The sequence below is a fragment of the Neobacillus sp. NPDC097160 genome, from assembly GCF_044762155.1.
In the GTDB taxonomy this organism is placed as follows: domain Bacteria; phylum Bacillota; class Bacilli; order Bacillales; family Cytobacillaceae; genus Neobacillus.
The window spans coordinates 87,401-100,933 of the sequence record NZ_JBIWDU010000011.1; the positions used below are offsets into that span (position 1 = coordinate 87,401).

Genomic DNA, 13,533 nt, shown 5'->3' on the forward strand with positions numbered 1-13,533 from the left:
CCTCCTAATTAATCATTTTTTGATTCAGATTAATCAGATAATTAATTTTACACTGTCTAACTTAATCATTATAGAGATGGCAAGTAACCATTTGCTCACCTATTTTTTTTGCAACTGGTGTAACACTTTTACAAATTTCCATACAACTAGGACATCTAGTATGGAACGCACAACCTTTTGGGGGATTTCCTGGATCTGGAACATCACCTTTTAATATTATTCTTTCCCTTTTAACTTTTTCAACTGTTGGTATTGACGATAATAAGGATTGAGTATATGGGTGAAGTGGATTATTAAAAATAGATTCTGTTTCGCCTATCTCTACTATTTCACCAAGATACATTACACCGATCCGATGGCTGATAAACTTTACAACACTTAAGTCATGAGAGATAAAGAGATAAGATAAGTTGTGTTTTTCTTGTAAATCCATCATAAGATTTAAAACCTGTGCTTGAACGGAAACGTCTAATGCTGAAACCGGTTCGTCTGCTACTATTAACTCCGGACTCAATGCGAGTGCTCTTGCAATACCAATTCTTTGCCTTTGCCCACCTGAGAATTCATGTGGATATCTCTTGCGATAAGCTGATGGTAACCCAACCTCTTCCATTAATGAGATTACTTTTTCTTCACGTTCTTTCTCTGAATATAACTTTTGGAGTTTAAAGGGTTCCTTCAAAATTGTTTCAATTGTCATCCTTGAATTAAGCGATGCATAAGGGTCCTGGAATATCATTTGCATATTCCGCCTCATTACTCTTAATTCCTTATTAGTTAATTCTGACATGTCAACAGAATTAAACTTAATTGTTCCACTTGTTGGATCTATTAGTCTAATTACAGCCCTACCAGTAGTAGATTTCCCACATCCGCTTTCTCCTACTAAAGCAAATGTTTCTCCTTTTTGTATAGTAAAGCTCACATTTCTTATAGCCTGAACCCTCTTTTTCTTTAGTACAGGTCCAACTGAAAATTCCTTTTTTAGTTCTTTTACCTCGAGTAGTGGTATTGACATTTGTTGGCTCCCCCTCTTATACTGCGTAAAAGCACCTAGCATAATGTTCCTTCTCCACATTAACCATCATAGGTTTGTTAATACATGTTTGTGTCGCATTACTACATCTAGGTGCAAAGCGACAACCCTTTGGCATTTGGCTTAATTGTGGAACAGTTCCCTGAATAGTATCTAATCTCTTTCTAGTTTCAATTATTTTTGGTACTGAATTAAGTAATCCCTTTGTATAAGGATGTCTAGGATTATGAAGGATATCATCCACAGTTCCTGTTTCAATAACTTGACCAGCATACATAACGATTACCCTATCACATATTTCAGAAACCACTCCTAAATCGTGTGTAATAAAAAGAATAGAGGTTTTATATTCTCGATTTATTTCCTTTAATAATTCAAGAATTTGTGCCTGAATAGTAACATCTAATGCAGTAGTGGGTTCATCAGCAATTAGTAATTTGGGATTACATGCTAAGGCCATTGCAATCATTACCCTTTGTCTCATTCCTCCAGAAAGTTGGTGAGGATACTCATCTAATATGTTACGTGATTTTGGTATCCCTACCTTCTCTAGGATACTTAGTACACGTTTTTGAGCCTCGTTTCTACTTAATTTTAAATGTGTTCGGATTCCTTCCGTAAGCTGATCTTTTATTGATAGAACAGGATTTAAAGAGGTCATGGGCTCTTGGAAAATCATTGAAATATCTTTTCCTCTTATTTTTCGGAATTGATTTTGGTTCCATTTAGTCATATCTTGATCATTAAAAGTAATTGTTCCATTTTTTATCAAGCTAGACTCTTCCGAATTAAGGCCCATAATCGATAGGGATGTGATACTCTTTCCACATCCAGACTCTCCCACAAGCCCTACTATCTCTCCCTCCAAAATAGTAAACGATACTTCCGAAAGGGCCTGAAGATCCCCCTTTGTAGTTTTAAAGTGTAGGTCTAAATCTTTTACTTCAAGTACTGGGTTTGACATTTAATCACTCCTTAGTCGCAGCTTACTTGTACTTTACTCTTGGATCAATGAAGGCATAAACAATATCTACTAGTAAATTGATAATAATAAATACTAAAGATATAAATACAATTAGACCTTGTATCAAAGGATAATCCCTACGAACTACAGCATTCAGCATTGTCCTACCTATACCGGGCAGGTTAAATACAGTTTCTATAGCAATTGCTCCTCCCATTAATATGGCCATTGTAATACCTATAACTGTTAGTATAGGAATCATTGCATTTTTAAGAATATGTTTAAAGACTACAAGCTTATTAGGGATTCCTTTTGCCTTTGCCGTCCTAATAAAATCTTCATTAATTACATCTAACATACTTGATCTTGTTATCCTAGCAATAAATGCAGCCTGAATTAGTCCTAGTGCTACAGCTGGAAGGGTTAACGAATGTAAAGAAACAAAAAAACCTTCAGATAGTGGTACATAACCCGTTACCGGGAACCATCCTAATCCTACGGAAAAAATTAGAATTAAATTCAAACCAAACCAGAATTCTGGCAAAGAAACACCAATCATTGCTGCTAGCATTACAGTCTGATCGATAACAGAATTGCGGTAAATAGCAGAGATGATCCCAGATAATATTCCAACTACTACTGCAATAATTAACGCATACAACGTTAATTGCAATGTGACTCCAGCATGACTAATTACTACGTCTATAACAGGTTGTTTTAAAAATATAGAGTCACCTAAATCCAATAAAAATATCTGTTTTAACCATGCAAAAAATTGAATATAAATAGGGTTATTAAACCCCAGTGCCTCCCTAAGTGACGCAACTTGTTCTGGTGTAGCATTATCTCCAAGCATAACCGCAGCCGGATCTCCTGGAGCTAAGCGAATTAGAAAAAACACAAGTACTAAAGGTATCATCATAGTAGGAAGTAGTGTTAAGAAACGTCGCCCGATAAAATTAATCATAATTTTTTTAACTCCCTCTAAATACTATAAATTTCTCCATAGTGGAGGTTAGATAAGCTTCAATGTTGGGGTATATTCCACTTAATTAGTATTTTCGTTTATAGAAAGGATTTCGCAAATTTTTTCATAGTCTTCATGATTATCTAAATGGTTCCAATATTCAATCATATCGTAATATACTTTGGGATCTTTTAATCCATGACCTGTAATTAAGCAAACCGAATTACTATCTGGCTCTATAAGTTTTTTATCCCACATTTTCTTTAAAGCTGCAAAAGAGGATGCTCCAGTTGGCTCAGCAAAAATCCCTTCTTGAACTGCTAGTGATTTCATTGCGTGTTTTATCTCTTTATCAGTAACCGATATGGCAATTCCTTTACTTTTTCGCACAAGCTTTAATGTATAAGTTCCATCTTTTTCATATCCGCGTAATGGATCAGAAATTCCCGAAGCTATAGTATTAGGGTCTCCCCATGATGATACTTCTGCGTTTCCTAATTCAAATGCTTTAACTATTGGAGAACATCCATTAGCCTGAACAGCTATAAGCTTAGGGTATTTACCATGTGAGTTTTTAGATGCACTAATAAGATCTTCATATCCTTGATATAAGCCTTTTAGTAGCGGACCTGAACCAACTGGAATGAATATATAATCTGGAATAATTCCCTTTAATTGCTCATCAAGCTCATAGGCAACTGTTTTTAACGCATCCGTCCCAAATGGATTAATGAAAGTAGTTGTCAGGTTATAGTATCCAAAGTCTTCGGATAATTTTTCAGCTAATTTGTATGAATTACTGTAATTTCCCTCAACTAAAACTACTTTAGCTCCAAATGAAGAAATTTGAGTCATTTTTTCAAGTGGAGTAGTTTTAGGAGCTAAAATTACTGCTTCCATCCCTGCTTTTGCAGCATAAGCAGCTGCTGATGCTCCTGCATTTCCGCTTGATGAACATATTACTCTCATATACCCCAATTCTTTTGCCTTACTAATGGCACAACTAATTAGTCGATCTTTAAAAGAGCCTGTTGGATTCACGGTTTCATCCTTTAATAAAACGTTTCCACGAAAACCAATAAGTTCATTTTTAATTTTTTCTCCTTTATGTAGCGGTGTTCTCCCCTCACGAAGAGAAATAATATTTGATGGGTCTTCTATAGGAAGTTTAGATTGGTAGCGCCACATACTTTCTTGGAAAACATCATTTTGAATAAAAATATTTTCATTTCCCTGTTCGATTACCTCAAGAATTCCATTACATTTCTCACAGGAATAAATAATGGTTGGTGGATACGTTTTAGAACAATTAACACATCTTAGTTTCATTTTGCTCACCCCATTAAAACCTACGAGATTTTGGATCCATTGTATCTCTAAGTCCATCTCCAAATTGATTCAATCCCAAAACTGTTACCATAATGGCTAAACCTGGAAAGACAGCCATCCACCAACCTTGTACAATAAAAACCCTTGAATCACTCAAAATATTACCCCAACTAGGAATGGTTGGTGGTACTCCTACACCTAAAAAGCTTAGTGCCGCCTCACCAAGAATGGCATATGAAAAAATAAAAGTTGTTTGAACAATAATTGGCGATAAACAATTGGGTAATATATGTTTAAGTAAAATATATGGTCCATTTGCACCCAATGACTTTTCCGCTTCAACTAACGGAGATTCACTTATAACTAAAACCGAGCCTCTTACTACACGTGCAACTCGCGGAAAATAAACAATACTTAGAGCAATTATTACTGTAAAAACGCCAGAACCTAGAACCCCCATCATAGCAATTGCAAGTATAAGGCCAGGAAATGACATTAAACCATCTACAATCCTCATTAAGATTGCATCAACTTTCTTGTAATAGCCACACACTAAACCTATTAGTGAGCCTAACCCGACTGCCAGTATGACCACACTTGTCCCTACTAAAAGAGAAGCCCGCCCTCCATGAATAACTCTTGAAAATACATCTCTTCCAAAGTTATCAGTTCCAAAAAAATGTTCAGTGCTAGGTGCTGCTAAACGATTTTCTACATCCATTTCACTTGGTAGATAACTAGTTAAAAATGGGGCTAAAAGAGCGCAAAGTAAAACTAGTAAAAAAAATAAGAAACCTACAACAACTGTTTTTCTTCGAAAAAGGTACCAAAGTAGTCCGGGCTCTTTAACCTTTACTAATTCTTCATTTTCCTCATTTAGGAAAATTTGAGATGAATTATCATTATTAGTAGTGTTAGGTACAATTGACATAAGTTCACCGCCCAATTTTTTATTAATTACTATATAGAAGAAGTGCCACAAAAAATGAATGATTTTTTGCAGCACTCAATTTATTAATCAATCCATGTATTCCAGAAGAAAGGAAATGGTGTTGGTTCAAATCCTTTCATTGAAGGATTTTTTGCAGTCAAGATGAAAAAGTCTCCAAATTTAACCATAGGAACTTCTTCCCAAAAATGTGCTTGCAGTTGATCATATAATTCTTTTCTTTTCGCTTCATCCATTTCGGTATTTACGAGATTTAACATTCTATCTTTTTCTTCATCTACCCAAAATCCGCCCCATTTTTTATCCCAACTTGGCCATATACCTGGATCTGGTGTAAAAGTTGTTGCCCCGCTAAATATCTCGTATTCATCCGGTTTCATACGTTTATCTACAATAGTTGCATAATCAACTACTTCTAATTCAATATTCAAACCAATTTTTTTTAGTTGTTCTGTAGCTACTACAGCAATGTTATACATATAATCGTATTCTTTTGTTGTGATCCAGCGGATTTTTTCCCCATTATAGCCAGCCTCTTGCACTAACTGTTTTGCCCTTTTTATATCTGATTTGTTATACATTTCTGCTGCACCAGCGTCACTCCACCATGTTTCCTGTTCCTTAAACATAATACTAGGATCAAGTCGATAGAACTCTTCTGAAGTGAAAGAAGCTTTCATAATTGAATTCATGTCTAATGCCAATGCAAAAGCTTGTCGCATCTTTTTATCAGCAAATATACCTTTTTGTTTATTAAAAATTGCCATTGGCCACCAATATGGTTTTACAATTGCAGGTTCAACCTGTGGATTCGATTTCATTGATTCATACATATCAGTACTTATACTATCTGCCCAATCAAATTGACCAGTTTGTACTCCATCAAATCGAACGGATGCTTCTGGAGTTGGAATAAACATTATTTCATTCACATATGCAGTCTTTTTCCCGCCCATCCCATTAGATGGTTCTTCTCGGGCTACATAATCTTTAAACTTTTCAAGTTTAATATATTGATCGGGTTTATGCTCTACGAATTTGAATGGCCCTGTTCCTATGAATTCTTTTATTCCGGTTTCATCGGCCTTATCTATTACCTCTTTAGGGTAGATTGCAGTTTGCTGGTTCGGGTATGCTAAAAGTATTGGTACAACTGGGGAAGGCTCTTTTAATTCAATTTCAACTGTTAAATCACTAACTTTTCTTAATTCTTTAACATTATTAAACATAATTGCCCCATAGTTAGCTTTTTCTCCCCATCTATTTAGCGATGCAATGACATCATCGGCAGATAATGTTTTCCCGTTATGGAACTTTACCCCTTCTCGTAAATTAATAATATATGTTTTGCGTGCCTCATCATATTCATAGTCTTTTGCTAACATTGGAATAGCATTATAATTTTCATCTAGTGTGAAAAGCCCTTCATAAATATGCCAACCTATTTGAGAGGCTAGGAAAGCAGAAGATAGGTGAGAATCTAATGTTGGCGGCTCACCAGTAATAGCTACTTTTAAAGTCCCACCTTCTTTAGGGGATCCTGCTTCTGTGCTTTTATTAGAAGCATTATTTCCAACTTCCTTTGACTGACTTGTACATCCCATTAGCAGGAAAACTAAAGCAATAAACATTACTGCAAATTTTTTACTTGCCACTATAATCACTCCTTTTTGTTTTTAATTCAAGAATCACTAATTTATAGCTAATTCATATCTCTCCTGATAACCATGCCAGCCTTCGAACCTAAGAACTCTCCATCCTTTACCGCAACGATTCCATTAACAATAACATTTAAGATTCCAACAGGTTCTTGCAATGAGTTCTTATAAGTTGCCTTATCTTCGATTGACTTAGGATCAAATATTACTACGTCTGCGAAATATCCTTCTCTGATGTATCCACGGTTACGCAATCTCATAAATTGAGCTGGTGCTCCTGTCATCCTTCTAATTGCTTCAGGTAAAGTAAGTGTTTTATTTTCACGAACATATCTTCCCAGTATTCTTGGGAAGGTACCATAAAGTCGGGGATGTGGTTTTCCTCCAAAAATCCCGTCAGAACCGACCATTTGTAGAGAATGTTTCATTCCAACCATAACCTCTTCTTCATCGCCCCAAAAATTCACCATTGCAATATTTGCATTTTCTTCTATTAGTAAATCGAAGACAACTTCTGATGGCGTCATTCCACTTATATCTGCAATTTCTTGAATACTTTTACCTTCAAATATTTTATTTTTTTGAGAGGGCAAAGAAGTTATAACTAAACCATTCCAACCACAGGTTCGTACGAAATTATCATAATCATCGCTTTGTTCCATTTCTTCCTTTATTTTTTCTTTTAGGTCTAAATCCTTTAATCGCCTCAACATTTCAATTGTTCCGCCTGAATGTGTCCAAGGTGGTAACAATGAGCTCAATACGGTTGATCCAGCAGGATAAGGGTATTGATCAAAAGTGACTTCTATACCTTCTTCTCTAGCTCTATCCATCATTTCTAAAGCAGCTTTGTATTTATCCTTATTGTGTTTTCCTGCGATTTTAAAATGGGAGATGTGCAGACGAACCCCACTCTTTCTTGCCACATCAATAACTTCTTCTAATGCTTCCAAGGAATAATTACTTTCATTTCTCATATGGACTACAAAACTACCATCATATTTCGCTGAACCTTTACATATTTCAATTAGCTCTTCCTTACATGAATAAACATTAGGCGGGTAAATTAACCCTGTTGAAACACCTATGGCACCTTGTTTCATTCCTTCTTCTACCAAGAGCCTCATCTTTACCATTTCTTCCCGACTTGCTTTCCTACCTTCAAACCCCATAATTAGGGTCCTAATATTTCCATGGGGCACCAGGTACGCACAATTACTAATTAGTTCAGAATTTTCCAAAAATGATAGATATTCATCAATTGAATTCCATGGCCAATCCCCTATATCGCCATTTAAACCCTTAAGTTGATTTTGCCAAAGTGGTTTTGTTTCATTAGAAACTGGAGCTACGGAAATACCATCCTGACCAAACAATTCTGTTGTGACCCCTTGCAAAATCTTTATTTTGTGAATATCTGGCTTTATACACAGTAAATCAGAATGTACATGAGTATCTATAAACCCTGGTGCTACAATCGATCCTTCAGCATTAATTTCAACCACTGTCTTATTATTTGTTAATTGACCCATTTGAGAAATAATTCCGTTTTTAATTCCTATATCAATCTTTGTCCATGGATTCCCAGTTCCATCAAGAACAAATCCATTTCTTATAACAATATCAAACAAGTAATGTCAACTCCGTTTATTCATTTTTAAAAGAAATACTTTTATTGAAGCGGGGAATTAAAGAATTTTATCATTTTTCTCAACAAGCATTTTTATGGGTAAATTTTATATTTTCAGTGTTATTAACTTATCTCGTAATAACTTTTTCTCTATTTAGCTCTTCCAATGTGGGTAATGTCTCCCAGTCACCTTTTCCTTGAATTACAATTGAACCAAGCTTGTTTCCTCGTTCAAGAGCTCTTTCCAATGAAAAGTTATAGACATCCTCGGCAACGATCGAAAGGAAACCTGAGGCAAAGGCATCACCGGCTCCAACGGTATCAATAATATTTCCAACATTCACTCCCGGTACAGTAATCGAGCTTAGATCTCTCCTCATTCCGAATGCACCACGGTCTCCCAGCTTTATTGCAACAGTATGGGGGCCAAAATTCATAATCTTTTGTGCCAATTGTTCAACTGACATCTCGCCAAATAAAAACTGTGCTTCATCGATTCCTGGTAAAAAAATATCACATAAAGGAATTAAACTTAAAAGAGCCTCTTTTACCCGCTCCTCTTCCCATAATTTATAGCGAATATTTGGGTCGAAAGAAACTGTTAGCCCTAATGACTTTGCCACTTTCATACATTCCATTGTGAACTGTAAAGTCTCTATCCCTAATGCAGGAGTTATTCCCGTCATGTGTAAAATACGAGAGTCAACAAACCAATCTTCTTGAACGTGTTCCGGTTTCCATACACTTGATGGAGACCCCTTTCGGTAATAATAAACAACTGGGTCTCCAATTCTGTACATATCCTTAAAAAAAACGGATGTAGCTAGGGCTTCTTCTCGTACAACCTTCGATAAATCAACCTGTTCACCGGCTAAGGCCGTCATAATCATATCTCCGAACGGATCACTTCCGAGGCGGCCAATCCACCGAGTTTTCTTTCCAAGACGTGAGAGGCCAATTGCAACGTTAGATTCTGCTCCGGCTATTGCCTTGGTATATAAAGAAGAATATTTTAAAGGTCTTTCCTCCATTGGGTGAAACAAGACCATTGTTTCACCGATTGTTACAACATCCATCATTGTGAAACCCTTTCTTTAGGAACTGCCTTTACAAATTGTGTGGCAAGTATTTTCAAATCTTCAAAACGATTATTTGCAATCAACTCTTTATTCACTAGTTGACTTCCTAAACCTATTGCAGCCGCCCCAGCCTTAAAATAAGCTTGTTGGTTTTCCAGATTAATCCCACCTGTAGCAATTATCGGAATAGAGTCCAAAGGGGCTTTTATGTCTTTTAAATATTCGGTCCCAAGAATTCCAGCAGGGAAAAGTTTTACCGCTTTTGCCCCAGCACTCCAAGCATTTACTATTTCTGTGGGAGTCATTACACCTGGCCATACATCAATATCATGTTCAACTGCATAATTAACCACTTGTAAATCTAAATTTGGAGAAATAAAAAACTGTGCTCCTGCGGCTGCAGCCTCTTTAGCCATTTTGAGGTTTAGAACCGTCCCCGCTCCAATAGCGATTTCTTCTTGATCATAAGTGTTTCTAAACTGATGAATAGAATCTAGGGCTCCTTCACTATTCATCGTCACTTCCAATATGTTAACACCACCCTCATGTAAAGCTTGTACTGTAGGTTGGATTTTGGCAGTAGGAACATGTCGCAAAATTGCAACTATTTTTTCCGTCTTTAATCGACTAAGTAAGGACACATAATCACTCCCTTTTTTTATTAGCTTAAGCTCAGTAGTATTGCTATTCTTCTAATTCCACAATCATTTCAATTTCAACTGGTGTATTAAATGGAAGTTCATTAGATGAAATAGCTGATCGTGCGTGCCTTCCCTTTTCCCCAAATACTTGAACCAAGAGTTCAGACGCTCCATTGATAACGTATGGCTGTTCAGTAAATCCATCTGCAGAGTTCACAAAACCTAGTAATTTTACGATTTGCTTTACACGATCAAGGTCCCCTATATGACCTTTTAAAACACTCAATAGATTAACCATGACTTGGCGTGATGCTTCATACCCTTGCGCTACTGTTAAATCACTTCCTACTTTCCCTTCATACATTAGCTTTCCATTAATACGACAGTCTGCACCAGATGTATAAACTAGATTATTAACCGTTTTAGCAGGTACATATTCTGCAGCAGGTGTAGGGGCTGTTCCCAAAACAATTCCCATTTCTTCTAATCTTTTTTCTACTTGACTCATTTTCTATTCCTCCTCATTAAACATGTAAACTATGACAGTTACATAATAGCCTTTCCGCCCTAATCATTTCCCCATGAGATGTTCGTAAATTCCGCTTATGTTCAATGGTTTTTACACCATTTACAAATACGTAAGAAATACCTTCTGGATATTGCATCGGTTGCTCATACGTGGCAACATCACTAATTGTCCTATAATTAAAGATAGTTATATCCCCCTTATATCCCGGGACCAGTAAACCTCGCTTTCCTAACTTAAACCGTTGCACTGGAAAAGATGTTACTTTCCGGACAGCTTGTTCTAATGTAAGGGTTCGGTTTTCTCGTACATACTTAGCAAACAATCTCGGAAATGTGCCAAAAGTCCGTGGATGCGGTTTTCCTATTTGGCAGCCTAAACTATCGGAAATGACAAGGGAGTAATCCCATTTGATTACTTGTTCCACATCGTTGCTTGACATGTGGTAGTACACAATGGATATATTCCCGTCTTCTTCAAGTAATAAGTCTAAGGCTGTGTCAATCGGATCCTTTCCAGTATTCTGACTAATTTCCAGAATACTCATTCCTTCAAATTGGGTATTCTTCATAATCGATGAAATTACAACATTATCCCACCCTGTAGATACTACGAGGTTATCCCAAATCTCTTGTTCTTCACCTACTTCTTCCTTAATTTTATTTCTTAATGAAGCGTTGCGGATACGCTCGAGGCATGCGGGGATTCCCCCTTCTAATGACCAGGGAGGCAATAGTGTTGTTAATGATGTGGATCCTGCATCGTATGGATACACATCGCATGTTATATCCATGCCACGCGCCCTTGCATCTTCGATAATATTGAGCGCTTCCATAACACCGCCCCAATTTCTTTTGCCAGCTGCTTTTAAATGGCTGACATGTAATGATATTCCGCTTTTTTCGGCAATCCAAATTACTTCTTTGATTGAAGGAATTAGGTTATTCCCTTCCCCTCGTATATGTGTTGAAAGTATTCCATCATATTTCGGTAGAACACTGCATAGCTCTGCTAATTCTTCCTTTGTGGCATATCTTCCTGGGGAGTAAAGTAGCCCAATCGATAATCCGATTGCACCAGCCTTCATACCTTCTTCCAGAATGAATTTCATTTCATCCATTTCATTTCTAGTAGGTTCGCGATTTTCAAATCCCATGACCGCTATTCGGACAGCACCATGTGCAACATATGTAGAAACATTTTCAGAAATATTTGCTTTGTCCAGCTCACTGATATACTCTTCAACCGTTTCCCACGACCAATCACAAAGAGTATCACCAATAATTGGAGCTACATATTCTTTCAACAAGGTTCCATGCTTTTTCACAAAAGGAGCTGGTGCTAATCCACAGTTCCCTACAACTTCTGTTGTAACACCCTGTTGTAATTTAATATCTATTTGTGGGTCGCTTAAAACTAATAAATCGGAATGTGTGTGCCCATCAATAAATCCTGGGGCTACAATCTGACCTTTCGCATCGATAGTCTCTTTACTCTCGATATTGACAGACCCTACATGAGTAATGATTCCGTCTTTCATTCCTATACTGCCAAAGAACCAGGGATTTCCAGTCCCATCAACGATATGACCATTATGTATAACCGTATCAAGCATATGCTCCCCTCCTTATTGCAATTTTCCTCTTGCCTCTACTGTGAATAAATTATATTGGTCTTCTTCATCCCTAATGAATACATTATTATGAAGATTGATCGTGGTACAAATATGATTAGGAATTATTTCAAGAATATCGCCCACATTAATCGACGTATCTCCTTCAATATGGAGCATTCCGTGTTCTTCTGTTACTCTTTCAAACGTGATATTAGGGTGGCCCACTACCTTTCCAAACCCATTTAAATAAATGGGAGGCTGATTCGGTTGTACATCCGTGGCAAAAGTTTTACTGCCTCCATCGATAATGGCACGATCTTTTGTTGGTCTACTAATAACAGTAACCTGAACAACAGCAGCACATTCTTCCTCTGTACAACATCCATATCTCTCCTGCATCGCATCATAAAACACATATGTTCCAGGTCTAATTTCTGTTACCCCAGAAACGGTTGCTGCAGAAGATGAGGTAGACGTTGACCCAACACTAACATCACGAATAGGTAACCCAACTTCCCTTAACCGTTCCGCAAGCGCTACCATCTTCTGTCCCTCATCAATACCAGCTTCATCAAAATCAAGCGTAGGACTTCCATTAAGAACCGGACCTCTAAATGTATAAATACCTGATATATTTAGATTTTCGTAAGTTGAAACTTCTTTAGCAATTTGAAGAACATCATCATACGGGATCCCAGTTCTCTTCAAGCCTAAATCCACTTCTAGCCTTACCTCCATAATGACATTATTTTGCTTTGCCAATCCTGATATTCTTTGTGCACCTTTTAAACTATCAACCCCTAATATCAGGCGTACACGCTTACTTAGATCAATTGCCTTTTGTATCTTTTGTTCGGTTACAAGTGGATAGGCAATAAAAATATCATCAACACCATGATTTGCCATCACTTCGGCCTCAGTTACTTTTGCTGCAGTTATTCCAATCGCACCCGCCTTTAATTGCTCCATTGCGATATAAGGAATTTTATGTGTTTTAATATGTGGACGAAGCATCACCTGGTTTTCTTTGGCAACCCTACTCATTTTATTAATATTTTTGATGAGTTTAGTTTTATTGATAACAACAACTGGTGTATCCATACCAATCTCCCCCTTATCGTGGATTATAATTAATTGTT

Annotated in this window: 12 protein-coding genes; all 12 read right to left on the minus strand. The window is 36.8% G+C overall.

Annotated elements, in window-relative coordinates:
* Window positions 1-61: 61 nt before the first annotated feature.
* Entirely contained in the window at window positions 62-1,018 is a 957-nt protein-coding gene (locus ACIQXV_RS16640; protein WP_402960333.1) for an ABC transporter ATP-binding protein, read from the minus strand.
* 16 nt (window positions 1,019-1,034) lie between these two features.
* The gene (locus ACIQXV_RS16645; RefSeq protein WP_402960334.1) at window positions 1,035-2,000 is read right to left on the minus strand and encodes an ABC transporter ATP-binding protein; all 966 of its coding nucleotides are present in this window, start codon (window positions 1,998-2,000) and stop codon (window positions 1,035-1,037) included.
* Between the two features lie 22 nt (window positions 2,001-2,022).
* On the minus strand, window positions 2,023-2,967 hold the full coding sequence (locus ACIQXV_RS16650) for an ABC transporter permease (RefSeq protein WP_402960335.1): 945 nt from the start codon (window positions 2,965-2,967) through the stop codon (window positions 2,023-2,025).
* 81 nt (window positions 2,968-3,048) lie between these two features.
* Entirely contained in the window at window positions 3,049-4,296 is a 1,248-nt protein-coding gene (gene thrC / locus ACIQXV_RS16655; RefSeq protein ID WP_402960336.1) for a threonine synthase, read from the minus strand.
* A 13-nt stretch (window positions 4,297-4,309) separates the two neighbouring features.
* Window positions 4,310-5,227, minus strand: coding sequence for an ABC transporter permease (locus ACIQXV_RS16660; RefSeq protein ID WP_402960337.1), 918 nt, complete (start codon window positions 5,225-5,227; stop codon window positions 4,310-4,312).
* Between the two features lie 83 nt (window positions 5,228-5,310).
* A complete protein-coding gene (locus ACIQXV_RS16665) occupies window positions 5,311-6,900 on the minus strand; it encodes an ABC transporter substrate-binding protein (RefSeq protein WP_402960338.1) in 1,590 nt (529 codons plus the stop codon).
* Window positions 6,901-6,947: 47 nt separating this feature from the next.
* Window positions 6,948-8,534 (minus strand): N-acyl-D-amino-acid deacylase family protein, encoded by a 1,587-nt coding sequence (locus tag ACIQXV_RS16670; protein ID WP_402960339.1) that lies wholly within the window; start codon window positions 8,532-8,534, stop codon window positions 6,948-6,950.
* A gap of 127 nt (window positions 8,535-8,661) precedes the next feature.
* On the minus strand, window positions 8,662-9,612 hold the full coding sequence (locus ACIQXV_RS16675; protein WP_402960340.1) for a sugar kinase: 951 nt from the start codon (window positions 9,610-9,612) through the stop codon (window positions 8,662-8,664).
* Window positions 9,609-10,253 (minus strand): bifunctional 4-hydroxy-2-oxoglutarate aldolase/2-dehydro-3-deoxy-phosphogluconate aldolase, encoded by a 645-nt coding sequence (locus ACIQXV_RS16680; RefSeq protein ID WP_402960341.1) that lies wholly within the window; start codon window positions 10,251-10,253, stop codon window positions 9,609-9,611. The genes ACIQXV_RS16675 and ACIQXV_RS16680 overlap by 4 nt, the downstream gene beginning before the upstream one ends.
* 43 nt (window positions 10,254-10,296) lie before the next feature.
* A complete protein-coding gene (locus ACIQXV_RS16685) occupies window positions 10,297-10,761 on the minus strand; it encodes a RidA family protein (RefSeq protein ID WP_402960342.1) in 465 nt (154 codons plus the stop codon).
* A gap of 16 nt (window positions 10,762-10,777) precedes the next feature.
* Window positions 10,778-12,394, minus strand: coding sequence for an N-acyl-D-amino-acid deacylase family protein (locus ACIQXV_RS16690; RefSeq protein ID WP_402960343.1), 1,617 nt, complete (start codon window positions 12,392-12,394; stop codon window positions 10,778-10,780).
* Window positions 12,395-12,406: 12 nt separating this feature from the next.
* On the minus strand, window positions 12,407-13,495 hold the full coding sequence (locus ACIQXV_RS16695) for an alanine racemase (protein ID WP_402960344.1): 1,089 nt from the start codon (window positions 13,493-13,495) through the stop codon (window positions 12,407-12,409).
* Between the last annotated feature and the right edge of the window lie 38 nt (window positions 13,496-13,533).

Coding starts and splice junctions, on each gene's coding strand:
- ACIQXV_RS16640 (WP_402960333.1), bottom strand. CDS start 1,018: ATGTCAATACCACTACTCGAGGTAAAAGAACTAAAAAAGGAATTTTCA.
- ACIQXV_RS16645 (WP_402960334.1), bottom strand. CDS start 2,000: ATGTCAAACCCAGTACTTGAAGTAAAAGATTTAGACCTACACTTTAAA.
- ACIQXV_RS16650 (WP_402960335.1), bottom strand. CDS start 2,967: ATGATTAATTTTATCGGGCGACGTTTCTTAACACTACTTCCTACTATG.
- thrC (WP_402960336.1), bottom strand. CDS start 4,296: ATGAAACTAAGATGTGTTAATTGTTCTAAAACGTATCCACCAACCATT.
- ACIQXV_RS16660 (WP_402960337.1), bottom strand. CDS start 5,227: ATGTCAATTGTACCTAACACTACTAATAATGATAATTCATCTCAAATT.
- ACIQXV_RS16675 (WP_402960340.1), bottom strand. CDS start 9,612: ATGATGGATGTTGTAACAATCGGTGAAACAATGGTCTTGTTTCACCCA.
- ACIQXV_RS16685 (WP_402960342.1), bottom strand. CDS start 10,761: ATGAGTCAAGTAGAAAAAAGATTAGAAGAAATGGGAATTGTTTTGGGA.
- ACIQXV_RS16690 (WP_402960343.1), bottom strand. CDS start 12,394: ATGCTTGATACGGTTATACATAATGGTCATATCGTTGATGGGACTGGA.
- ACIQXV_RS16695 (WP_402960344.1), bottom strand. CDS start 13,495: ATGGATACACCAGTTGTTGTTATCAATAAAACTAAACTCATCAAAAAT.